This is a genomic window from Streptomyces kryoterrae (assembly GCF_054072135.1).
On record NZ_CM133358.1, the window covers coordinates 7,341,323 to 7,363,001 of the forward strand.

Below are 21,679 nucleotides of genomic sequence, written 5' to 3' on the forward strand. Positions count from 1 at the left end.
ACTTCCGCTCTCCCGGCGCCGGCGGTCGCTACGATCTGCGGCGTGTGCGCAAACATTGTGGTCGCCGAAGACGACGCGAAGCAGGCCGAACTGGTGCGCCGCTACCTGGAGCACGAGGGTCACACCGTCACGGTCGTCGAGGACGGCCGGACGGCTCTGGAGACGGTCCGGCACCAGGAACCCGACCTGGTCGTCCTCGACGTGATGATGCCGAGAGCCGACGGCCTCGACGTCGTACGGATCCTGCGCGCCGAACGCCGGGAGGTGCCGGTGCTGATGCTGACGGCCCGCAGCACCGAGGACGACATGCTGCTCGGCCTCGACCTCGGCGCCGACGACTACATGACCAAGCCGTTCAGCCCGCGCGAACTGACGGCCCGGGTAAGGACGTTGCTGCGCCGCAACCGGCGCGGCGCCGACCCGGCTCCCGCGACCGTGTCCCTCCCCGTCCCTGTCCCCGCTCCCGCCCCGGAGCCCGAAGTGACCCCGGACGGGAAGGTGTTGGCGGTCGGCGCGCTCAGGGTCGATCCCGCCCGGCACGAGGTGTCGGTCGCCGGTACGCCCGTCGAGTGCACGCCCGGTGAGTTCCGTATCCTCGCGGCGATGGCGGCCGAGCCCGGCCGGGTCTTCACCAGGGCGCGGCTTCTGGACGAACTGCACGGCTTCGACAAGTACATCAGCGGCCGGACCGTCGACGTGCACGTCATGAACCTGCGCAAGAAGATCGAGCGCGCCCCACGACGGCCGGCCCGTCTCATCACCGTCTTCGGCGTCGGCTACAAACTGACGGACCCGGCGAGGAACGTACGCCATGCGTCGTCCTGACAGGAGGGGCCCGGCGGGGGCCAGGCTGCCGCTCCGCAAGAGCCTGGCGGGGCGGCTGCTGACCGTGTCGGCGCTGGTCGCCTCGTGCTCGGTCGCCGCGACCGCCTGGCTGGCCGTGCAGACGACCTCCGTCGCGATCCGCCAGGAGCAGGGGCAGACCCTCAAGTCCGACGCGAAGATCTACGACACCCTCCTCGGATACGCGGCCACCCACCCCAACTGGGGGGGCGTCGACACCACCGTGCGAGAACTGGCCGGTAAGTCCGGGCGCCGGATCGTGCTGACCACGCGGGACCGGCGCCCGTTCGTGGACTCGGCCGCCTCGGCCGACTCGCGCTCGGCGGGCGGCAGTTCCACGTCGGCTGCGCTCGCACCGCAGCCCTCGGCGGTCGTGGACCCCCTCGCCGTCGACACCGTGCTGGTGCCCGACGCGGCCAAGGCCGGCTCGGACAGCGTCGATCCACGGGCCGTGGGGCCCTTCCGGCTGCCCGCGAAGGAACGCACCGCACTGCGGAAGGCCTCCGAGGGGAGGGTGAAGTGCCTCAGCCAGATGGGTATCGCCGCCGACGTCGTCGAGAGCCCGGGCGGACGGCCTCGCGTCCGGTTCGTGAGCGACGAGACAGAGGGTGGGACCGACAGCGTGACCGACCGTGACCTGGAGGCCAAGTGCCTGGCGTCCTACTCGGTCGGTCCCACCGCGACCGAGCGGAAGGCCCTGAGCGCCCTCAACCAACTGGCCGACGCCTGCCTGAAACGGCAGGGCCGCACCGCCGTGAAACTGAACCTGGACCTGTCCTGGGACCGGAGTTACGTGTACGGGCGGGACGACGCGCTCGACTACGCCGAGAAAGGCCTCAGCGCTCGGGAGGCGAAGGCCCTGGCCGCCAAGAAGGCGGAGGACGCCGCGACGGCCCAACGCAAGGCGGCCTCCGGCGGCGCACTCGACTACACCCCCGCCGAGATCCGCGACAGCGCCTACGACCGGGCCGTGGCCGACTGTGTCGGCAGCGCCCGCCGGGAACAGCTCACGGGCTATGTCGCCGCGCGCGCACTGCTGTTCATCGACGGCCCCGGCGCCGCCGGCGTACCCGGCTTCGACCTCTCCCGGGCCAACACCGCACGCATCGCCGGCGTCACCGCCCTGGTCCTCGCCCTCACCGTCGGCGCCTCGGTACTCGCGGGAGCCAGGCTCGTACGCCCGCTGCAAGCGCTCACCGGCGCCGCCCAGCGGATGCGGGAGGGCCTGGACGCGACTCCGGTGCCCGTGCCCGTCGTCTCCGACAACGAGATCGGGCGGCTGACGGCGGCCTTCAACGACATGGCCGCGCACCGGGCCCGCTTGGAGGAGCAGCGCAAGGTGATGGTCAGCGATGTCGCCCATGAGCTGCGGACACCACTGAGCAACATCCGGGGCTGGCTGGAGGCGGCCCACGACGGACTGGCCGTGCCGGACCCGGCGTTCGTCTCCTCGCTCCTGGAGGAGGCGGTGCAGCTCCAGCACCTCATCAACGACCTCCAGGACCTCGGCGCGGCCGACGCGGGCGCCCTGCGGCTGCACCGCAAGCCGGTACGGATCGACGAGCTGCTCGGCCAGGTCGCCTCCGCACACCAGGTGCCGGCCGAGACTGCGGGCGTCACCCTCACCGTCCTGCCGGCCCCGCCGGGCACCCCTCGCCCACCGCTCCTCGACGCCGACCCCGTACGGCTGCGCCAGACCGTCAGCAACCTGCTCTCCAACGCGGTACGGCACACCCCGGCCGGCGGCACGGTGACCCTGCGCTCGTACGTCACCGACGCGGGGGACGAGCTCGCCGTCGAGGTGTCCGACACCGGCAGCGGCATCCCGGCGGGCGATCTCCCGTACGTGTTCGACCGTTTCTGGCGGGCGGAGAAGTCCCGCAACCGCAGCACCGGCGGCAGCGGCCTGGGCCTGGCGATCGTCCTCAAGCTCGCGGAGGCCCACGGCGGCACGGTGGACGTGACGAGCACGGAGGGGGAGGGGGCCACCTTCACCCTGCGGCTGCCGGTGAGGTCCGCCACCGACCCTGATGGGATGACGACAGCGCTCTGACAGGTTCCTCACAAGTGGCCGTCAGGGTGGGGCCATGCCCGGAACCTGGTGCGGATCCGCACCGGGAACGACCAAGCCGGGCTGGAACTGGAGCCCTTACATGTCCCGCCGTCTCACCCTGCGCCCGCTGCGTCTCGCCGTCCTGACCGGCGTCGCGGCCGGCGCACTGCTCGTCCCGGCCACCGCGGCCTTCGCCGACTCGACTCCGACGCCGGGCGCGACCGACTCGACCCCGGCCGACAAGGAGGCCCTGGCGAAGAAGAAGGCCGAGGACGCCAGGACGCTCAAGGAGGCCGAGGCCCGGAAGGCCGCCGAAGCCCAGAAGACCGGAGGCAAAGGCTACCCGCGTGGCGGTGTCGCCGCGGGCGAGGCCCCCGCCCAGGACGACAACACCGGCACGCTCATCGGCTCGGCCACGGGCGCGCTGCTGCTCGCGGGCGCCGGCACCTACGTACTGCGCCGCCGCACCACCGCCCGCCGCGAGGGCTGACCCGGCAGCACCACCTCTCGTACGAACGGCGGCGCCGCCCTTCACCAGGCGGCGCCCTGTGCGTTCCGGTGAACCCCCGCACCCTGTTCTGGAGCCCGCGTTGCCCCCTGCACACCGTCCGGCCCTGTCCCGGGCCCGCCTCGCGACCCTCACCCTGCTGACCCTCGTCACGCTGCTCACCGGCTGTTCGTCAAGCCCCGACCCGACGGTGCGGGTCGTCCCCACCGCCTCCGCCGCCGCACCCGGCGCCCCGAAGTCCGAGCAGCCCGCGGCCCCCGACGCTCCGGCGGCTCCGGCCGCCCCTGCCGAGGTCGCCGTCCCCTCCGTGGGGATCACCAGTCCGCTGATGGAGCTGGGCCTCGACACGGACGGGACGGTCGAGGTCCCGCCGGCCGAGAAGGGGATGACCGCCGGCTGGTACACGGGCGGTGCCGTGCCCGGTGCGGTCGGCGCGGCCGTCATCATCGGCCACAACGACACCCGCTTCGGCAAGGCCGTCTTCCACGACCTCAGGAAGATCGAGGTGGGTGCGGACATCACCGTCACCGACGCGACGGGAAAGGCCCGCCACTTCACCGTCACGGCCACGGAGAGCGTCAGCAAGACCGCCTTCCCGACGGAGAAGGTCTACGGGCCGACCAAGGAGCGTGCTCTACGGCTCATCACGTGCGACGGCGACTTCGACGCGCAGGGGCACCCGGTCGACAACCTCATCGTGTACGCGACAACAAAGTGAGGGTCGTACACGTGTCCGATTCGCCCTGTCGTCACGAGTAACGTCCGGAGCATCCCTGCCTGAAGTCTCAAGTATTGGCCACGAGTTGCTCGATTGCGTACGCCATCCGTCCCTCCAGCACCTAACCTCCCTCCAAAACCATTCGACGGGGGACAGACGGGGAACAGGCGAGCTGAGGACCATGGAGCCACTTCGTCCCACAGATCCGGAGCGGTTGGGGCCGTACCGTCCTGTCGCGCGACTCGGGGCCGGAGGGATGGGCGAGGTCTTCCTCGCCAAGGACGACCGGCAACGGACCGTGGCGGTCAAAGTCATCCGTCCGGAGCTTGCCTCGGGCCGGGCCTTCCGCGACCGGTTCCGCCGTGAGGTGGACGCGGCGCGGGCGGTCAGCGGCACCTACACGGCGTCCGTCGTGGACGCCGACCCGGACGGTCCCGTCCCCTGGCTGGCCACCACGCACATCCTCGGTCCGACGCTGGCCGACGCGATCGAGGCGTACGGGCCGCTGCCGCCGAGATCCGTACTGGCCCTCGGCGCCGGACTCGCCGAGGCGCTGATCGCCGTGCACTCCGCGGGGCTGGTGCACCGCGACCTCAAACCCTCCAACGTGCTGCTCTCCGCCGAGGGCCCGCGTGTCATCGACTTCGGCATCGTCCGCGCCACCGACGGCTACGAACTCACCCTGTCCGGCGTGCTGTTGGGATCACCGCGGTACATGTGCCCGGAGCACGCCACCGGGGACCCGATGGGCCCGGCCGGCGACGTGTTCTGCCTCGGCTCGGTCCTGGCCTACGCGGCCACCGGGAAGGCGCCCTTCGACGGCGCGTCGGCGGCCACCCTGCTGTACCAGGTGGTGCACGGCACGCCGGACCTGACGGGCGTCCAGGAACCGCTGGACACGATCATGCGGTTGTGTCTCGAGAAGTCCCCGGCGGCCCGGCCCAGCCCGGACCGGGTGTCGGCGGCGTGCGCGCCCGGGGGCGTCGACGCGCTGGACTGGGACGGCTGGCTGCCCGAAGCCGTTCTCTCCGCGATAGGGCGCCAGGCCGCCGACCTCATGGATCTGGACCTCGCCGCCGACGCGAAGGCGGACGTCCTCGGGCGGAAGCCCGCCCCTGCCGCCGTGGCAGCCGCCCCCGGCTCCGGCGTTCTCCGAGTCGACCCGCGCCTGGCGGCCACCCGAAGACTGGTCACGGGACGCCCGAGCAGCCCCCACCGCGTCGTCTTCCCGGAACTCCCCGAAACCCCCGAAACCCCCGAATCCGGCGAACTCGGCGAACTCGACGTACTCCCCGGCCGGCCGGAGCCCGGCCCGACGCGCGCGTGGTCCCCGCAACAGCAGCCGCCCGAGCCGTCGCCCGACCGGGGCACCCACCGCGCCCGGCGCTCGTCGCGGCCGGCCCCCTCCCGCCGAGGGATCCTCACGATCGCCGCGCTCGCCCTCGGTACCGGGGGCGCCGCGCTGCTCCACGGAGCGAAGGACGCCGGGCAGAGCGGTGCGGCGACGCCGGCCGGCCCGGCGCCGGAACCCCTGTGGACGTACCGCAGCGACCCGCTCGTCCAGGCACCGGCGGTCTTCTACAACGGCACGACCCTGCTGAAGACCCAGTCCGGCACCCTGTTCTGCCTCGGCCTCGCCGACGGCGCCAGTCCCCGGTGGACCTACCGGGGCATCAGTCAGTCGCCCACCCCGCCCCTGATCGTCTCGGACGTCGTCGTCGCCCTCGGCACCGGCGCGACCGTACTGGGCGTCGACCCGGTCACGGGCGCGGAGCGGTACTCGCTGGACTTCGGGGAGGACTTCCGGTTCGACACGCTGCTCGGCAGCGGGGCCACCGGCACGGTCACCATCGTCGGACTGCGGTTCGACCGCCCGGACAACCCGGACGGGTCACGGGGTTCGGCCACCTCGACGAACGTCGTCCTCGGTACGAATCTGGGGGCGCGTCTGGCCCAGGTCATCCCCATCAGCCCGCAGGACATCGGCCTCGAACTGAAACCGTTCATCGATTCCAGCCACTTCGTCTACCTGGACGGGCTGCACCGTCTCACGGCCCGGGGCACCGACGGCCGCAGCGACGTGCTGTGGAGCCGGCGCATGGCGTCCGACTCGGAAAGCCGGTCGGCCCCGGTGGTGGTGGACGGGACCGTGTTCGCCGCCGACGGCGAGCTCGTCGCCGTGGATCTGGAGACCGGGGCGCTGCGCTGGCGGGTGAGGGGGGAGAAGAGCGGCTTCGCCTCTGTCGCGGTGGCGGACGGCACGGTGTACTGCACGACGAGCAGCCCGCACGGCGTCGAGGCGTTCGACGCCACCGACGGGTCCCGGCGCTGGTTCTGCGAAACCCCCCGGCTGAACCTGGGGAACCCCCTTGTCGCGGGCGGCGGCGCGGTGTTCGTCACGGCCGAGGCCAACAAGGACGGCTTCTACGCGATCGACGCCCGGCGGGGCGAGCTGCTGTGGAACTTCACCGACGGCCGGGACACGGGCATCAACGACTGGCAGCTCTCCTGTGACGCCGACGGCGGCACGGATCATCCGCTGATCGCCCAGCACTTCGACAGGGTGTACGCGCTTCCGGTGCCTCGGTCCTGAAGGCACCCGGGAGCCCGCGACCCGCTACTGGGCGATTCGGTCGGCGGTCACACGGACGTGCTGGCGCGGCTCAGAGCTGCTCCCAGCTGGCGGAGTCCTCGGCCAGGGTGGCGGAGGCGCCGGGAGTGCCCTCCCGGAAGGCCGGCGCCTGGAAGGGGTCGATATCCGGGGTCGGCGAATCGGTCCTCGCTTGGAACGCTGTCGGTTCCGGCGCGGAGAACAGAGATGTCAGCTCGATGGAAGGTCTCCTGATCCTCGAGACGGCGCTGCGGAACTCAGAGAACAGTCAGCTTGGCGTAGGGACTGATGATCCGTTCCTGACGCCCGCCGAAGTCGACGAGTACTGCGATGCCGTCCTCCACGGTGGTCACCCGGCCGAGGCCGAAGACGTCGTGAGTGACTCGGTCGCCTACCGCGAACAGCTTGGTAGGAGGTGCCACAGGGGCTTTGAAGGGGCTGGTGGCCAGATGGGCCCGCGTTACCGCTGTCTTTGTCATTGACTCCAGTATGCTCCGCGCGGGCCCGTCGTGGGCCCGATGGGTACCCCCGACTCTCGCGGGCCACACCCGCGCCCGGTCCGCGTATACGCGCGCGGGGACCGGGGAAAGCCCCCTCGCCGAAGCGGATCGTGCAGGTCACGCGGGGTTTGGAGGGCCGGAACGAGCCCCTGCGGAGGCCCGTCGGACGGTCCGGCCACAGGCAGCATGATCGCGAAGAGTTATGAATCGGTAGCCACTTTCGCGGTCCCGAACAGCACCCGAACGGCATGCCGCGAGCCCCGATCACTCCCTCCCCGACGTACTCACCGCCAACACGGCCACCACGACAGCCGCGACGAGGAGCGGAATTCCCAGGCCGTGATGGATCACCAGCCACGCGCCGAGCAGCGCGCCCACCGCCATCGCCGCGACCGACGCCGAGCGGCGCGGAGAGTGCCTGCCCGTGCCCCCGGCCGCGCGGGAGTCGGCGGCGAGACCGGTGAGGGTCATCGTCAGGACGGTGGTCGTCAGGTCGGCGACGCCCAGCCTGCGTACGGTGGCGTTGCGCAGACCCATCGCGAAGGCCGTGACCGCGATCAGCGTGTAGACGGTGGCCGGCGCGTCCGGCGCCGCGAAGGCGACCGCCGAGGACACGCCCAGGAACACCGCCTCGACGGCGAGGGTGATCCGGGCCCACCGCCGGCGTGAGCCGCCGCCCAGCCGCCCCGCGACGCGCCCGCCGGCCACCGCGCCCACCAGGAACGAACACAGCGACACCAGGGTGTGCGGTACGGAGAACCCCGGTGCCCCGGCGGCGGCGAAGCCCAGCACGACGACGTTTCCGGTCATGTTCGCGGTGAACACATGGCCGAGTCCGAGATAGCTGACGGCGTCGATCAACCCGCTGACCACCGTCAGCACCAGCAGCACGGCCACCAGACGCAGACCGCGCGATTCGGGATCGTGCGACGACGACTGGACCGGGTCGGTTGCCCCTGTGCTCATCGGGTCAGTCCACCATGAATGTCCGGGGACATATGTACGAAGGCGCCGGCTCCCGAAGTGATCGGGGGCCGGCGCCTTCGTGGCCGTGTCCTGCTGGGCCGGCTCAGTACCAGTGGTGGGCCTGCCAGAAGTTCCAGGCTCCGACCGGGCTGCCGTAGCGGTCGTTCATGTAGTCCAGGCCCCACTTGATCTGGGTGGCCGCGCTGGTCTTCCAGTCGGAGCCGGCCGAGGCCATCTTCGAGCCGGGGAGAGCCTGGACCAGGCCGTACGCGCCGGAGGAGGCGTTGGTGGCGTCGACGTCCCAGCCGCTCTCGTGCTCGACGATCTTGCTGAAGGCGTTGTACTGCGCGTCGTTCGGGATCAGCTTCTGCGCGATCGCCTTGGCGTTGGACGCGGAGGCGGTGGTCGCCGCCTCCGCGGGAGCCGCGGCCAGCACCATACCGGCGGTGGCGGCGGCCACGGCGGCGGTGGTGAGGGCCTTCTTGGGGGAGGCGATGGTGCGGGCGATACGGGAGACGAACACGGAGAACCTTTTCTTCGGGGTCAGGGCGGTCGCGGGCAAGCCGGTGCCACGTCCTGCGCTTGCTGCGTGTGTGGCGGTGACATGCGGCGGCGCCGCGACCCGTGAGGGTTCGTCGGCGCCGTGCGACTGCTCCAGAGAAACAAACCCGACGGTCGTCCGCAATCACCCCTTTTGCTAGTTGTGTTCGTATGTGGGTGGTCAGTGCACTGTGTGACGTGGCTCTCAACGTGCAGGTCAGGAGTGGTTTCTGTGTGGGCATGACACGGAGTTCGATCTACTAATCCGCCTCGTAGGTGATCTGCGTCCTGTGGGCCGCTTCACGCGCCGGGCGCGTCGAAAGTGACCTGGCTCTCGAAGGCGGCCCGGCGCACCATCTTGGCGGCGATCAGGAGACCCCCTGTAACTTCACCGCATGCGAATGGGGAGGCTGCTTGGCTCGGGACGCACGGCTGACATCTACGAACTCGACGAGCCGGCATGGGCGCTGCGCCGCTACCGTGACGGATACGGGGACCCGGCGGCGGAGGCCGCTGTGATGGAGCACGTACGAGGTCACGGTTACCCGGTGCCCGAGGTGCGCGCGGCGACCCGGACCGACCTGGTCCTGGAGCGGCTGTCCGGTCCGACGATGCTGGAGGCGTTCGTGGCAGGGCTGCTGGACGCGCGAGCGAGCGGCGAGATGTTGGCGGCGCTCCTGCACAGTCTGCACGCCATCCCGCCCCGAGATTTGGCTCCTGCCCCCGGGACCCGCGTCCTCCACCTCGACCTGCATCCGGAGAACGTGATGCTCACTCCCGACGGCCCCCGGGTCATCGACTGGGCCAACGCGGAGGAGGGGCCGCCGGGCCTGGACCGGGCGATGTCCGCCGTGATCCTGGCCCAGGTCGCGGTATCCGCCGAGCCCTTGGCCGAACCGGCCCGCGCGATGCTGACCGCCATGCTGACAGCCCCGTCCGCCGTGCCGGAGGCGGGCCGGACGGCGGAGGGGCTGCCGGAGGCCCGCCGGCGACGGGCGGCGAACCCGACGATGAGTCCGGACGAGGTCGAACTGCTGCGAGCAGCAGAGGAGTTGATCCGTACGCTACTTCCGTGAAGGCGGCCCGTCGGGTCGATCCGGGCCACGCGTCACACTGCCACGTACGTCACCGGCTCGCTGCCGGTCACCGCCTCCGCCTGGCCCAGTTTGACCAGGCGGCGTACATGGGCCTCCGCCTCCGAGACCGCGATGTTCCGTGAGCCCGGGGGGATTTCGGACCAGGGGCGGTTCCACTCCATGCGTTCCGCCAGTTGCCAGGCGGTGAGGGGAGTGGTGAGGAGGGTGCGGAGGCCGACGAGGCGGTCGTCGTGGTGGTCGAGGAGTTCCTGTACGCGGAGGGTCGCGTCGGGGAAGGCGTGGCGGTGGGCCGGGAGCACCTCCGCCGGGGCCAGGCGGCCGATGCGCTCCAGGGAGTCGAGGTAGTCGCCGAGGGGGTCGGCGACCGTCGTATCGTCCGGGTCCTCGTACAGGCCGATGTGCGGGGTGATCCCGGGGAGCAGGTGGTCGCCGGAGAACAGGCGGCCGTTGCCCGGGAGTTGGGCCGGGTGGGCCTCCTCCAGGTGGAGGCAGACGTGGCCCGGGGTGTGGCCCGGCGTCCAGATCGCGCGCAGGCGGCGGCCCGGGAGGTCGAGGAGTTCGCCGGGGACGATCTCGCGGTCGGGGAGCGCCGGCGAGAAGCCGGGCAGCATGCCGACGGGGGTCCTGGTCAGGGTCGCCACGTGGTCGGCGGGCGCACCGGCCGCCGCCAGCTTCGCGACCATGTACGTGTACCAGCGCTCGGCACGGTTGTCGCGCGTGCGCCGTACGAGCGCGATGTCGGCCTCGTGCATCGCGATCCACGCCCCGGACGCCTCGCGGACCTGGCCCGACAGGCCGTGGTGGTCCGGGTGGTGGTGGGTGATCACCATGCCGTGGATCTCGCCTGCCGACGTGCCGCACGCCAACAGGCCCTCGGCGAGCGCGTCCCAGGACAGCGGGTCGTCCCAGCCGGTGTCGACGAGCACGGGTCCGCTGTCGGTGTCGACGACGTACACCAGCGTGTATCCGAGGGGGTTGTTCGGAATGGGGACCCGCAGGGACCGTACGCCCCCGCCATGATCGGTCACCTGCGTCGACACCTGTGTCATGGGCTCCCCTGTGGCTGGGCTGCCAGCAACTATAACTAGAACCGGTTTCAATGGGAGCCCAAGTCACTTACCGCGTAGTGGTGCCAGAGCTGTGGACTCCTCCGGAGGGAACTGGTAACTGTCTCCGTATCTATCTGACGATCCGTCAGAGACGGTACCCGGAAAGGCAGTCGGCGAGAGGCAGTCGGCCATGACCGAGCTCGTGGAACACGGACAGCTGTTCATCGGCGGGGAGTTGACCGACCCCCTCGGCAAGGACGTCATCGAGGTCATCTCCCCGCACACCGAAGAGGTCATCGGCCGCGTGCCGCACGCCTCGACGGCCGACGTCGACCGGGCCGTCGCCTCCGCGCGCACCGCCTTCGACGAGGGACCCTGGCCGCGGCTGACCCTCGACGAGCGGATCGCCGTCGTCACCCGCATCAAGGACGGGATCGCCGCACGGTACGAGGAGATCGGCCGCGTCATCTCCTCCGAGAACGGCTCCCCGTACTCCTGGAGCGTCCTCGCCCAGGCCCTCGGCGCGATGATGGTGTGGGACGCGGCGATCACGGTCGCCCGCGGCTTCACGTACGAGGAGACACGCGACGGAGCCCTCGGCCGCATCCTCGTCAGGCGCGAGCCGGTGGGCGTGGTCGCGGCCATAGCCCCCTGGAACGTCCCGCAGTTCGTCGCGGCGGCCAAGCTCGCGCCCGCGCTGCTCACCGGCTGCACGGTGGTCCTGAAGCCGTCGCCCGAGTCGCCCCTCGACGCGTACATCCTCGGGGAGATCACGAAGGAGGCCGGACTGCCGCCCGGCGTTCTCTCCATCCTCCCGGCCGACCGCGAGGTCAGCGAGTACCTCGTCGGACACCCCGGCGTCGACAAGGTCTCCTTCACCGGCTCGGTCGCGGCGGGCAAACGCGTGATGGAGGTCGCCTCCCGTCAACTCACCCGCGTTACGCTGGAGTTGGGAGGAAAGTCGGCGGCGGTCGTCCTCCCCGACGCCGACCTCGACACCGCCGTGCCCGGCATCGTCTCCGCCGCCTGGATGAACAACGGTCAGGCGTGCGTGGCCCAGACCCGCATCCTCCTCCCACGCTCCCGCTACGACGAGTTCGCGGACGCCTTCACCCAGGCCGCGAGCGCGCTGGTGGTCGGCGACCCGCTCGACCCGGCGACCCAGGTCGGCCCGTTGGTCGCGCGGCGGCAGCAGCAGCGCAACCTCGACTACATCCGCATCGGCCAGGAGGAGGGCGCGAAGATCCTCACCGGCGGCGGACGTCCCGCCGGCCTCGACCGCGGCTGGTACGTCGAACCGACCCTCTTCGGCGATGTCGACAACTCGATGCGCATCGCCCGCGAGGAGATCTTCGGCCCGGTCATCTGCCTGATCCCGTACGGCGACGAGTCCGAGGCGGTGAAGATCGCGAACGACTCCGACTACGGGCTCTCCGGCAGCGTGTGGACGGCCGACGTCGCCCGTGGCATCGAGGTCGCCCGGCAGGTCCGTACCGGCACGTACTCGGTGAACACCTTCAGCCTCGACATGCTCGGCCCGTTCGGCGGTTACAAGAACTCGGGGCTGGGGCGGGAGTTCGGGCCGGAGGGGTTCAGTGAGTACCTGGAGCACAAGATGATCCACCTGCCGGCCGGCTGGGAGGGGTAGGGGCCATGGGTGACCGCTGGCACGTGGAGGTCGACCGCTCGCTGTGCATCGGCTCGGCCCAGTGCGTCCACCGGGCCCCGGACGGTTTCCGCCTCGACACCGGGATGCAGTCCCACCCGGTCCTACCGGACACGGACGCGAACGAGAAGGTGTTGGCGGCGGCGGAGAACTGTCCGGTGGAGGCGATCATGATCACGTTGGTGGGGGGTGGGGAGGTGGTGTTTCCGCCGGAGGAGTAGTGCGGGTGGGGTGGGTGCGGCCCGGGCCCTGTTTCCCACCCACCCGCCCGTCTCGGCATGATCACCGGGCGCCGTTGAACTACTCGATGCCGCCCGGCGCCTCCTCCGCGGGTCCGTACTCCTCCAGCACTGTCCGGCACCTCTCCCGCGCGGTCTCGCGCCCCTCCAGCACCGGCCCGCTTCTCCAGCCCGTCTGGGGGGTCCCCCCTCTGGGGGAGTTTGAGGACGAGGCCCGTTCAGGGCCGACAGCGGGGGTCTGGGGGCGGCGCCCCCAGGGACGGGACGGGTAGGGGCGGCGGGGGCGAGAAACCTACCGCTCCTCCCCGGAGGGGTCCGTCAGGTCGATCAACCGGCACACCGTCTCGATGTCGATCTTCACCTGCGCGATCGAGGCCCGGCCCGACAGCCACGTGATCAGCGCCGAGTGCCACGTGTGCTCGATGACACGAACCGCCGAAAGCTGCTCGGGCGTCGGGTGCCCCTGCCCCGGCTCGCCCAGCCCCATCGAGTCCAGGATGATCGCCGTCGTCTGACGGGAGACCTGGTCGACCTCCGGCGAAACGCTGCGGTCCGCGAACGTCAGCGCCCGCACCATCGCATCCGCCAGATGCGGCTCACGCTGGAGCGCGCGGAAGGCGCGCATCAGGGTCTCCGCCACCCGCTCCGCGGCCGTCTCACTCGTGGGCGGCTTCTTGCGCAGCGTGCCGTGCATGTGTTCCAACTGGTCCTGCATGGTGGCGACCAGCAGATGGATCTTGGACGGGAAGTACCGGTAGAGCGTGCCGAGCGCGACCTGCGAGGACTCCGCGACCTCCCGCATCTGCACCGCGTCGAAACCGCCCCGGCTCGCCAACTGCGCGCTCGCGTGCAGGATCCGCCGCCGCCGGGCCTGCTGCCGCTCGGTGAGCGGAGCGGACGGCGGCACCGCGGCCGGCAGCGAACCGGACGCCGCCGAACCGGACGCCGCCGAACCGGACGCCGAACCGGACGCCGAACGCGACGTCGAACCGGACGGCGAACTCGGTCGCGCCGTATGTGCTTCCACCTTCGCGTCGGCAGGCATGGGTCCCGTTCCGTGACAGTCGGTGATCGCGTGACGATCGGGCGGAGATCAGGCGGCGATCAGACAGCGATCTGGCAGTCATATGTCAGCGAACAGTCAGCATGGCACGCCAGCGTCGTGCGGCCGCCGTGGCGCGAATCACCTGATCCACCGCTCACAGCCGAGGTACCTGCCGGTAGATTCGGAGCCTCCTGAACGATCAAGTCTGAAACTTGTTCTAGATTAGCGTCCCGTCGTAGTCTCGCGGGAAACCGTGGGGAGAAGGGGGCCAGGAGTGACGGCCGAGGCCAGCGAGGCAGGCCCTCCGGGGGAACCTGCAGCGGACGGCGAGCGACCGCTCAACATCGCACTTCTGACCTACAAGGGGAACCCGTTCTGCGGCGGCCAGGGCGTCTACGTACGCCATCTGTCGCGCGAACTCGCCCGGCTCGGTCACCGCGTCGAGGTCATCGGCTCCCAGCCGTACCCCGTGCTGGACGTCCTCGACGGCCGCGACGGTTCCGAAGCCGGGTTCGAAGCCGGTTCCGGCCTCGGTCCCGACCCCGTCCTCACCGAGCTGCCCAGCCTCGACCTGTACCGCCACCCGGACCCCTTCCGCACTCCGGGGCGTGCCGAGTACCGCGACTGGATCGACGCGCTCGAAGTCGCCACCATGTGGACCGGCGGCTTCCCCGAACCGCTCACCTTCTCCCTCCGTGCCCGCCGCCAACTGCGCGCCCGGAGCGGCGAGTTCGACGTCGTGCACGACAACCAGACGCTCGGATACGGCCTGTTGGGCGACATCGGCGCCCCGCTCGTCACCACCATCCACCACCCCATCACCGTGGACCGGCAGTTGGAGCTGGACGCTGCCGAGGGCATGCGCCGCCGGATATCCGTACGGCGCTGGTACGGCTTCACGCGCATGCAGAGGCGCGTGGCACGCCGCCTGCCCTCGGTGCTCACCGTCTCGGGCACGTCGCGCCAGGAGATCGTCGACCATCTCGGCGTACGGGACGAGCGCATCCACGTCGTGCACATCGGAGCGGACACCGACCTCTTCTCACCCGACCCGGCGGTCCGCCGGATACCGGGCCGCATCGTGACCACGTCCAGTGCGGACGTTCCCCTCAAGGGGCTGGTGTTCCTCGTGGAGGCGCTGGCGAAGGTACGTACGGAACATCCCGCCGCCCACCTCGTGGTCGTCGGCAAGCGCGCCGAGGACGGGCCCGTCGCGCAGGCGATCGAGCGGTACGGCCTCGAAGGTGCCGTCGAGTTCGTGAAGGGCATCTCGGACGCGGAACTCGTCGACCTGGTCCGCTCGGCGGAGATCGCCTGCGTACCGTCCCTGTACGAGGGCTTCTCCCTCCCGGCGGCGGAGGCGATGGCCACCGGCACGCCCCTGGTCGCCACCACCGGCGGAGCGATCCCGGAGGTGGCGGGCCCCGACGGCGAAACCTGCCTGGCGGTCCCACCGGGCGACCCGGGAGCCCTGGGCGCGGCCCTGGCCACCCTCCTCGCCGACCCGGAACTGAGGGCGCGACTGGGCCGGGCCGGCCGCGAGCGCGTGCTGACCCGCTTCACCTGGGCCCGGGCCGCGGCGGGCACGGCGGCCCACTACCGGGAGGCGATCGCCCGCTCCGCGCCCGCGTCCGCACCCACGTCCATGCCCGCCCCCCACGTGACCCCCGACCGCGAAAGCAGGACTTCGTGCTGACCGTCGACTTCACCCGGTTCCCGCTCGCCCCGGGCGACCGCGTCCTGGACCTCGGCTGCGGAGCCGGCCGGCACGCGTTCGAGTGCTACCGGCGCGGCGCCCAGGTCGTGGCGCTCGACCAGAACGGTGAGGAGATCCGCGAGGTCGCCAAGTGGTTCGCGGCGATGAAGGAGGCGGGCGAGGCACCCGCGGGGGCGACCGCGACGGCGATGGAGGGCAACGCCCTGGCGCTGCCGTTCCCCGACGAGTCCTTCGACGTCGTGATCATCTCCGAGGTCATGGAGCACATTCCGGACGACAAGGGCGTACTCGCGGAGATGGTGCGGGTGTTGAAGCCCGGCGGCCGGATCGCGATCACCGTGCCGCGCTACGGGCCCGAGAAGGTCTGCTGGTCCCTGTCCGACGCCTACCACGAGGTCGAGGGCGGCCACATCCGCATCTACAAGGCGGACGAGTTGCTCGCGAAGATCAGGGAAGCGGGACTGAAGCCCTACGGCACGCACCACGCCCACGCCCTGCACTCCCCGTACTGGTGGCTGAAGTGCGCGTTCGGCGTGGACAACGACAAGGTGCTGCCGGTGCGCGCCTACCACCAGCTGCTGGTCTGGGACATCATGAAGAAGCCGCTGGTCACCCGGGTCGCCGAGCAGGCGCTGAACCCGTTGATCGGAAAGAGCTTCGTGGCGTACGCGACCAAGCCGCACCTCCCGAGCCTTTCGAAGTCCGACGTCAAGTCCGAAGCCGAGGTGGCCGCGAAGTGACGACCCCCCGGACAGAACACCTCGTCCTGCCCGGGGTCCTCACCGCCGAGCAGGCCGCCGTCACCGTCCACGGGATCCTCCTGGAGCAGCGGGAGGACGGGGCGATTCCGTGGTTCCGGGGGCACCATCTCGACCCGTGGGACCACACCGAGTCCGCGATGGCCCTGGACGCGGCAGGAGAGCACGAGGCCGCCGAGCGCGCGTACCTGTGGCTGGCCGCCCACCAGCTCCAGGACGGCTCCTGGTACGCCGCGTACGCCGACGGGGACGCCGCCGCCGTCACCGACCGGGGCCGGGAGACCAACTTCGTCGCCTACATAGCCGTCGGCGTCTGGCACCACTACCTGTCCACGGGCGACGACGCCTTCCTGGACCGGATGTGGCCGACGGTCTTCGCGGCCGTCGAGTTCGTCCTCCGGTTGCAGCAGCCCGGCGGTGAGATCGGGTGGAAGCGCGAGGACGACGGCACGGAGATCAAGGACGCGCTGCTGACCGGCAGTTCGTCGGTCCACCACGCGCTGCGCTGCGCGCTCGCCATCGCCGAGGCACGCGAAGAGCCGCAGCCCGACTGGGAGTTGGCGGTGGGCGCGCTGCGGCACGCGATCCGTCGGCACCCGGAGCGGTTCCTCGACAAGGGCCGCTACTCGATGGACTGGTACTACCCGGTCCTGGGCGGCGCGTTGACGGGTACGGAGGCCAAGTCCCGTATCGAGGAGGGCTGGGAGCGCTTCGTCGTCCCCGGACTCGGGGTGCGCTGTGTCGTGCCCAACCCGTGGGTGACGGGCGGCGAGTCGGCTGAACTCGCCTTGGCACTCTGGGCTGTTGGGGAGTCCGACCGGGCCCTGGAGATCCTCCAGTCGATCCGGCATCTGCGCGACGCGGAGAGCGGCCTCTACTGGACGGGGTACGTGTTCGACGCCAAGGCGATCTGGCCGCGCGAACTCACCACCTGGACGGCGGGCTCACTGCTCCTCGCGGTCGCCGCACTCGGCGGCCACGAGGCGACCTGCGCGGTGTTCGGCGGCGAACTGCTGCCGACAGGGCTGGACCCCGACTGCTGCCGATAGCGGATGCGGTAGCCGGGGTCCAGCGGTTGGCCGGTGTTCAGTGACGGTTGATGCGGTTGGCGATCGCGTGGCCAACGAACAGATAGACGATGGCGGCCAGTCCGTACCCGGCGACGACCCGCGCCCACTGCTCGTCGAACGTGAACAGGTCGTGCGACCAGCCCGCCAGCCAGGTGGCCGCGTTATGGACGAACTGCACGAAGTCGTTCGCACGGTTGGCGTCCAGCAAGTACATCAGGATCCAGAGGCCGAGAATGAAGGCCATGATGTCGGCGATGATCGCGACGATAGACCCGGCCTGATTGCTACCACGGCGATATGCAGGGGACATGTCCTGCGGATTGCCCGGGAATCCCGGATGAAACCAACTTCCGGCAGCTTTCCGTCAGGAGCTCGGCCCCGTCAGGAGTTCAGCTCCGCCAGTACACGCAAAGTGTGCGGGTCGGGGGAGAGGACGAGGAGGTCGGTCACCGGCCCCTTGCGCCACAACTCCAGCCGCTCCGCGATGCGTTCACGCGGTCCGACGAGGGAGATCTCGTCCGCGAAGGCGTCCGGCACGGCGAGCACGGCCTCCTCCCGCCGCCCGGCGAGGAACAGCTCCTGGATCCGCCGGGCCTCCTCCTCGTACCCCATGCGCGCCATCAGATCGGCGTGGAAGTTACGGGCCGCGTGCCCCATCCCGCCGATGTAGAAGCCGAGCATCGTCTTGACGGGCAGCAGCCCCTCCGAGACGTCGGCGCAGACGCGGGCCTGCGCCATCGGCGCGACGAGGAACCTCTCTGGCGCGCCGCGCAGCGGCTCCTCGTACACCCCGGCCCGCAGCGGGGACCAGTACAGGGGCAGCCAGCCGTCGGCGATCCGGGCCGTCTGGGCGATGTTCTTCGGCCCCTCGGCCCCGAGCAGGATGGGGAGTTCGGCGCGCAGGGGATGGGTGATCGACTTCAGCGGCTTGCCGATGCCCGTGCCGTCCTGCCCGGTGTACGGCAGAGGGTGGAAGCGCCCCTCCAGCTGGGCGGGGGCCTCGCGCCTGAGGACTTGGCGTACGACATCCACGTACTCCCGGGTCGCGGTGAGCGGCGACCTCGGGAACGGGCGCCCGTACCAGCCCTCGACGACCTGCGGGCCGGACAGGCCGAGCCCGAGCATGACGCGTCCACCGGAGAGGTGGTCGAGGGTGAGGGCGTGCATCGCGGTGGTCGTCGGCGAGCGGGCCGCCATCTGGGCAACCGCCGTACCCAGCTTGATCCTTGACGTCTGCGCCGCGATCCACGTCAGTGGGGTGAACGCGTCCGAGCCCCAGGACTCGGCGGTCCACACGGAGTCGTAGCCGAGCCGTTCGGCCTCCTGGGCGAGCGGTACATGATCCGGGGAGGGGCCACGACCCCAGTAGCCGAGCGCGAGACCGAGCCGCATGCCTGCCTCCTGACGGGACGTCAGTTCCGAGAGCGCCGGCCGTGACTGTACGACAACGGCCCCTCGCCCGGAAGGGCAAGGGGCCGCAGCCCGCGTATCCCGCAGTCGGTGCTATCCGCGCTGGATGCCGGAGGTGTCCTGGAGGACGCCCCGGCGGCCGTCCTGTGTCTGGGCGATGAGGCCCTGGCCGCGCTGCTCGACGGCCAGGTACCAGGTACCGGGGGCCAGTTCGGCGATCGCCGTCGCGGAGCCGTCCTCCGCGAACAGCGCACGCGGCACCGGCACGGCGAACCAGAACGGGGAGAACTCCGGGGCCGGCGGCTGCGCCTGCTGCTGCGGCTGACCCGCACCCGCACCCGGGCCGGCGCCGAAGGGCTGACCGGTCTGCGGCTGACCGCCGTACGGCGGCTGCTGGGCGTCGGCGCCCGGGTAGCCGTAGCTGCCCTGGGGCTGGCCGCCGGGGAAGGGCTGGCCGCCGCCGTACGGCTGCGGGGCGGCCGGCTTGGGGGCGCCGACCAGGGCGCCCTTCAGGGCCGGGACCAGCGGGGTGGCGACGGCGGCGGCGGCCATGACGACCGTCGCGACGAGGGAGAGGATCAGGCCGGTGCCGGCGTCCGGGCCCGAACCGGCGTTGCTGCCGACGTTGTCGATGCCGCCCGCCGGGTCGAAGACGTTGCCCAGCGCGCTCCAGGCGGCGAAGACGGTGAAGGCGACACCGAACTGGCCGAGCTCGATGCCCGCGACCTTGGGCACCTGCGGCAGACCGTGCGACACCACGACGAGCGCGGCACCGATGAGGCCCGCCAGGACGACGCCCATCAGGAGCGGTCCGCTGGCCCAGGCGCTCGGCATGTCGACGCCCGTGGCGCCGTCGGCGGAGTAGATGTCGAGGAACGACGCGATGAACAGCAATACCGCTGCTCCGATCACCACGCCGTCGCCTCGAGTGAGGGAGCGGATATTCACTTCAGGTCCTCAGGTCCTTCGTAGGTCGTGTCGTCGTCGTCATCATCATTCGGTCGGCCGGCCATCCGGGTTCGGGCGGCCGTCGATCGATCGTGCGTAGGGGCACGACATTATCGTCCGTCCGTGTGGACTGTCCGCCGGGATGCACACGTTGATCACGACCCGCGCAGAAAACTCACTATTCCCTCAGAGATCCCCTGTGCGGCCTCCTGACGCCAGGTTCCGCTGGTCAGCAGGGCCGCGTCCTTGCTGTCGCGCATGTTGCCGCACTCGATGAACACCTTCGGAACCGTTGACAGATTGAGACCGCCGAGGTCCGTGCGGGTGTCCAGACCGGTACCGCCACCGATGTAGTTGGAGGGCGCTGAGCCCGTCACGCGGTGGAACCCGGCCTTGACGTCCTCGCCGAGCACCCGGGAGGAGGCGACGATCGGCCGGGTGTCCGCGGCCCCTTCGTGCACCGCCCCCGGAAGGATCACATGGAACCCGCGGTCGCCCTGCGCGCTCCCGTCGGCATGGATGGAGACGACGGCGTCGGCGTGCGCGGCGTTCCCGATCCGGGCGCGGTCGTCCACGCAGGGCCCGAAGGCGTAGTCGGACCGGTCGCCGTCCTGGGTGAACTTCACGGTGGCGCCCTCCCGTTCGAGGACCGTCCGCAGCCGCCGCGCGACATCGAGGGTGAACTCGGCCTCCGTGTAGCCGCTGTTGGTGGCGGTACCGGTGGTGTCGCACTCCTTCGAGTTCGTACCGATGTTCACCTTGCGGGCGATCTCGGCGGTGTGCTTGAAGTTGCCGGGATTGTGGCCGGGGTCGATGACGACGACCTTGCCCTCAAGGGGAGTCGCGGGCTGGCCGGCGGTGGAGAAGTCGGGCGGTTCGATCGGCGACAGGGACGGATACACGCCGCCGGACTCGGCCCGGCCCTTGCCGTCGCCCCCGTCGTCGGCGACGGCCCCCCAGACGAACCACCCGCCTGTCCCGCCCAGCACCAGCACGGCGAGGGCGACGGCCAGTGGACGGCGCAGAAAGGGACGAGGGGGCGGGGGCGGCTCGAAGCCGGGGCCTGCGTAGGACACGGGAGCGACTCTAATCGTGGGCTCGGACTCCGGCTTCCGTTCGCCGCAGGACGCGCAGCGAGTCGGTCGCGGAGACCTCGGTGAAGGCGCCGGAGGCGAGGGCGCGGAGGTAGACGCGGTAGGGCGCCTGGCCGGTGAACTCGTCCTCGGGGTCGGGATACACGTCGTGGATGAGGAGGAGGCCGCCCTCGGCGACGTGCGGGGCCCAGCCCTCGTAGTCGGCGGTGGCGTGCTCGTCGGTGTGTCCGCCGTCGATGAAGACGAGGCCGAGCGGCGAGTTCCAGATCCGCGCCACCTGCGGCGAACGCCCGACGACCGCGATCACGTGGTCCTCCAGGTCCGCGGTGTGGAGGGTGCGCCGGAAGAGCGGAAGGGTGTCCATGACACCGAGTTCCGGGTCGACGGTCTCCGGGTCGTGGTAGTCCCACCCCGGCTGCTGCTCCTCGCTGCCCCGGTGATGATCGACGGTGACCGCCGTGACCCCGGCCGCGCGGGCCGCGTCGGCGAGCAGGATCGTGGAACGCCCGCAGTACGTCCCGACCTCCAGCAACGGCAGCCCGAGCGCCCCCGCCTCGACGGCGGCCCCGTACAGCGCGAGCCCCTCGCCGACGGGCATGAACCCCTTGGCCGCCTCGAAAGCGGCCAGAATCTCGGGCTTGGGCGCTGCCGCGGTCATGGGGGTCCTTTCGGTCGTACGAGCGTGCGGGAGCCTCATGCTGCCGTACAACCCCGGTGATATTGACAACGGGGGGCGCCCTGTAGGGGCGCGCGGGGAACCGCGCGACCAGCCACGGCGGGCCCGCAGCCAGAACACAACCCCCGCGCCCGGCGCGCAGCGCCTGGCATTGTCCCTTTCAGGGGCGCG

General features: G+C 71.0%; 21 protein-coding genes. 11 read left to right on the plus strand and 10 right to left on the minus strand.

From position 1 onward, the window contains the following. Positions 1-42 precede the first annotated feature (42 nt). The 5 genes from ACW4TU_RS32600 to ACW4TU_RS32620 all read left to right on the plus strand — a co-directional run bounded on the left by ACW4TU_RS32600 (position 43) and on the right by ACW4TU_RS32620 (position 6,715). On the plus strand, positions 43-825 hold the full coding sequence (locus tag ACW4TU_RS32600; protein ID WP_457419035.1) for a response regulator transcription factor: 783 nt from the start codon (positions 43-45) through the stop codon (positions 823-825). After that, positions 812-2,896, plus strand: a complete 2,085-nt coding sequence (locus ACW4TU_RS32605; protein ID WP_457419037.1) for a sensor histidine kinase — start codon at positions 812-814, stop codon at positions 2,894-2,896. The genes ACW4TU_RS32600 and ACW4TU_RS32605 overlap by 14 nt, the downstream gene beginning before the upstream one ends. Before the next feature lie 100 nt (positions 2,897-2,996). Continuing rightward, positions 2,997-3,386: a hypothetical protein gene (locus ACW4TU_RS32610; protein ID WP_457430437.1), complete on the plus strand. Its 390-nt coding sequence runs from the start codon at positions 2,997-2,999 to the stop codon at positions 3,384-3,386. 100 nt (positions 3,387-3,486) lie between these two features. Further along, positions 3,487-4,122 (plus strand): class F sortase, encoded by a 636-nt coding sequence (locus ACW4TU_RS32615; protein WP_457419039.1) that lies wholly within the window; start codon positions 3,487-3,489, stop codon positions 4,120-4,122. A 256-nt stretch (positions 4,123-4,378) separates the two neighbouring features. Next, a complete protein-coding gene (locus tag ACW4TU_RS32620) occupies positions 4,379-6,715 on the plus strand; it encodes a protein kinase domain-containing protein (RefSeq protein WP_457419041.1) in 2,337 nt (778 codons plus the stop codon). A 275-nt stretch (positions 6,716-6,990) separates the two neighbouring features. Here ACW4TU_RS32620 and ACW4TU_RS32625 read toward each other — a convergent pair whose 3' ends face one another. The 3 genes from ACW4TU_RS32625 to ACW4TU_RS32635 form a co-directional block, all read right to left on the minus strand. Beyond that, positions 6,991-7,212 (minus strand): hypothetical protein, encoded by a 222-nt coding sequence (locus ACW4TU_RS32625; RefSeq protein ID WP_044473203.1) that lies wholly within the window; start codon positions 7,210-7,212, stop codon positions 6,991-6,993. 285 nt (positions 7,213-7,497) lie between these two features. Then, on the minus strand, positions 7,498-8,199 hold the full coding sequence (locus tag ACW4TU_RS32630) for a YoaK family protein (protein ID WP_457419043.1): 702 nt from the start codon (positions 8,197-8,199) through the stop codon (positions 7,498-7,500). Between the two features lie 103 nt (positions 8,200-8,302). Then, positions 8,303-8,722 (minus strand): aggregation-promoting factor C-terminal-like domain-containing protein, encoded by a 420-nt coding sequence (locus tag ACW4TU_RS32635; RefSeq protein ID WP_457430439.1) that lies wholly within the window; start codon positions 8,720-8,722, stop codon positions 8,303-8,305. 412 nt (positions 8,723-9,134) lie between these two features. Here ACW4TU_RS32635 and ACW4TU_RS32640 point away from each other — a divergent pair, with 412 nt between their 5' ends. Continuing rightward, the gene (locus ACW4TU_RS32640) at positions 9,135-9,815 is read left to right on the plus strand and encodes a phosphotransferase (RefSeq protein ID WP_457419045.1); all 681 of its coding nucleotides are present in this window, start codon (positions 9,135-9,137) and stop codon (positions 9,813-9,815) included. Positions 9,816-9,847: 32 nt separating this feature from the next. Here ACW4TU_RS32640 and ACW4TU_RS32645 read toward each other — a convergent pair whose 3' ends face one another. Next, positions 9,848-10,885 (minus strand): MBL fold metallo-hydrolase, encoded by a 1,038-nt coding sequence (locus tag ACW4TU_RS32645; protein ID WP_457419047.1) that lies wholly within the window; start codon positions 10,883-10,885, stop codon positions 9,848-9,850. Between the two features lie 190 nt (positions 10,886-11,075). On the opposite strand from ACW4TU_RS32645, the gene ACW4TU_RS32650 reads away from it, so the two are divergent. Both ACW4TU_RS32650 and ACW4TU_RS32655 read left to right on the plus strand, forming a co-directional pair. After that, positions 11,076-12,533, plus strand: a complete 1,458-nt coding sequence (locus tag ACW4TU_RS32650; RefSeq protein WP_457419049.1) for an aldehyde dehydrogenase — start codon at positions 11,076-11,078, stop codon at positions 12,531-12,533. Between the two features lie 5 nt (positions 12,534-12,538). Then, positions 12,539-12,772, plus strand: a complete 234-nt coding sequence (locus ACW4TU_RS32655; RefSeq protein WP_457419051.1) for a ferredoxin — start codon at positions 12,539-12,541, stop codon at positions 12,770-12,772. A 310-nt stretch (positions 12,773-13,082) separates the two neighbouring features. On the opposite strand, the gene ACW4TU_RS32660 is transcribed toward ACW4TU_RS32655, so the two are convergent. Next, positions 13,083-13,835, minus strand: a complete 753-nt coding sequence (locus ACW4TU_RS32660) for a TetR family transcriptional regulator (protein ID WP_457419053.1) — start codon at positions 13,833-13,835, stop codon at positions 13,083-13,085. Between the two features lie 274 nt (positions 13,836-14,109). Between ACW4TU_RS32660 and ACW4TU_RS32665 the strand changes: the two genes are divergently transcribed. Genes ACW4TU_RS32665 through ACW4TU_RS32675 form a run of 3 tightly spaced genes read left to right on the plus strand, consistent with a single transcriptional unit; the run spans position 14,110 to position 17,359 of the window. Continuing rightward, the gene (locus tag ACW4TU_RS32665) at positions 14,110-15,531 is read left to right on the plus strand and encodes a glycosyltransferase family 4 protein (protein WP_457419055.1); all 1,422 of its coding nucleotides are present in this window, start codon (positions 14,110-14,112) and stop codon (positions 15,529-15,531) included. After that, complete coding sequence (locus ACW4TU_RS32670) at positions 15,525-16,292, plus strand: class I SAM-dependent methyltransferase (RefSeq protein ID WP_457419057.1); 768 nt, start codon at positions 15,525-15,527, stop codon at positions 16,290-16,292. The genes ACW4TU_RS32665 and ACW4TU_RS32670 overlap by 7 nt, the downstream gene beginning before the upstream one ends. Continuing rightward, on the plus strand, positions 16,289-17,359 hold the full coding sequence (locus tag ACW4TU_RS32675) for a prenyltransferase/squalene oxidase repeat-containing protein (protein WP_457419059.1): 1,071 nt from the start codon (positions 16,289-16,291) through the stop codon (positions 17,357-17,359). Before ACW4TU_RS32670 ends, ACW4TU_RS32675 begins: the two co-directional genes overlap by 4 nt. A gap of 37 nt (positions 17,360-17,396) precedes the next feature. Here ACW4TU_RS32675 and ACW4TU_RS32680 read toward each other — a convergent pair whose 3' ends face one another. The 5 genes from ACW4TU_RS32680 to ACW4TU_RS32700 form a co-directional block, all read right to left on the minus strand. Further along, on the minus strand, positions 17,397-17,690 hold the full coding sequence (locus ACW4TU_RS32680; protein ID WP_457419061.1) for a hypothetical protein: 294 nt from the start codon (positions 17,688-17,690) through the stop codon (positions 17,397-17,399). Between the two features lie 71 nt (positions 17,691-17,761). Beyond that, a complete protein-coding gene (locus tag ACW4TU_RS32685) occupies positions 17,762-18,772 on the minus strand; it encodes an LLM class F420-dependent oxidoreductase (RefSeq protein ID WP_457419063.1) in 1,011 nt (336 codons plus the stop codon). A gap of 111 nt (positions 18,773-18,883) precedes the next feature. Then, positions 18,884-19,738 (minus strand): hypothetical protein, encoded by an 855-nt coding sequence (locus ACW4TU_RS32690; protein ID WP_457419065.1) that lies wholly within the window; start codon positions 19,736-19,738, stop codon positions 18,884-18,886. A 155-nt stretch (positions 19,739-19,893) separates the two neighbouring features. Further along, positions 19,894-20,814, minus strand: a complete 921-nt coding sequence (locus ACW4TU_RS32695) for an N-acetylmuramoyl-L-alanine amidase (RefSeq protein WP_457419067.1) — start codon at positions 20,812-20,814, stop codon at positions 19,894-19,896. A 10-nt stretch (positions 20,815-20,824) separates the two neighbouring features. Further along, positions 20,825-21,490, minus strand: a complete 666-nt coding sequence (locus ACW4TU_RS32700) for a class I SAM-dependent methyltransferase (protein ID WP_457419069.1) — start codon at positions 21,488-21,490, stop codon at positions 20,825-20,827. Positions 21,491-21,679: the final 189 nt, after the last annotated feature.

Excerpts from the sequence above, each read along its gene's own strand:
- ACW4TU_RS32610 (WP_457430437.1), top strand. The coding sequence starts at position 2,997 with ATGTCCCGCCGTCTCACCCTGCGCCCGCTGCGTCTCGCCGTCCTGACC.
- ACW4TU_RS32655 (WP_457419051.1), top strand. The coding sequence starts at position 12,539 with ATGGGTGACCGCTGGCACGTGGAGGTCGACCGCTCGCTGTGCATCGGC.
- ACW4TU_RS32625 (WP_044473203.1), bottom strand. The coding sequence starts at position 7,212 with ATGACAAAGACAGCGGTAACGCGGGCCCATCTGGCCACCAGCCCCTTC.
- ACW4TU_RS32645 (WP_457419047.1), bottom strand. The coding sequence starts at position 10,885 with ATGACACAGGTGTCGACGCAGGTGACCGATCATGGCGGGGGCGTACGG.
- ACW4TU_RS32605 (WP_457419037.1), top strand. The coding sequence starts at position 812 with ATGCGTCGTCCTGACAGGAGGGGCCCGGCGGGGGCCAGGCTGCCGCTC.
- ACW4TU_RS32660 (WP_457419053.1), bottom strand. The coding sequence starts at position 13,835 with ATGCCTGCCGACGCGAAGGTGGAAGCACATACGGCGCGACCGAGTTCG.
- ACW4TU_RS32700 (WP_457419069.1), bottom strand. The coding sequence starts at position 21,490 with ATGACCGCGGCAGCGCCCAAGCCCGAGATTCTGGCCGCTTTCGAGGCG.
- ACW4TU_RS32685 (WP_457419063.1), bottom strand. The coding sequence starts at position 18,772 with ATGCGGCTCGGTCTCGCGCTCGGCTACTGGGGTCGTGGCCCCTCCCCG.
- ACW4TU_RS32650 (WP_457419049.1), top strand. The coding sequence starts at position 11,076 with ATGACCGAGCTCGTGGAACACGGACAGCTGTTCATCGGCGGGGAGTTG.
- ACW4TU_RS32630 (WP_457419043.1), bottom strand. The coding sequence starts at position 8,199 with ATGAGCACAGGGGCAACCGACCCGGTCCAGTCGTCGTCGCACGATCCC.
- ACW4TU_RS32640 (WP_457419045.1), top strand. The coding sequence starts at position 9,135 with ATGCGAATGGGGAGGCTGCTTGGCTCGGGACGCACGGCTGACATCTAC.
- ACW4TU_RS32620 (WP_457419041.1), top strand. The coding sequence starts at position 4,379 with ATGGGCGAGGTCTTCCTCGCCAAGGACGACCGGCAACGGACCGTGGCG.
- ACW4TU_RS32680 (WP_457419061.1), bottom strand. The coding sequence starts at position 17,690 with ATGTCCCCTGCATATCGCCGTGGTAGCAATCAGGCCGGGTCTATCGTC.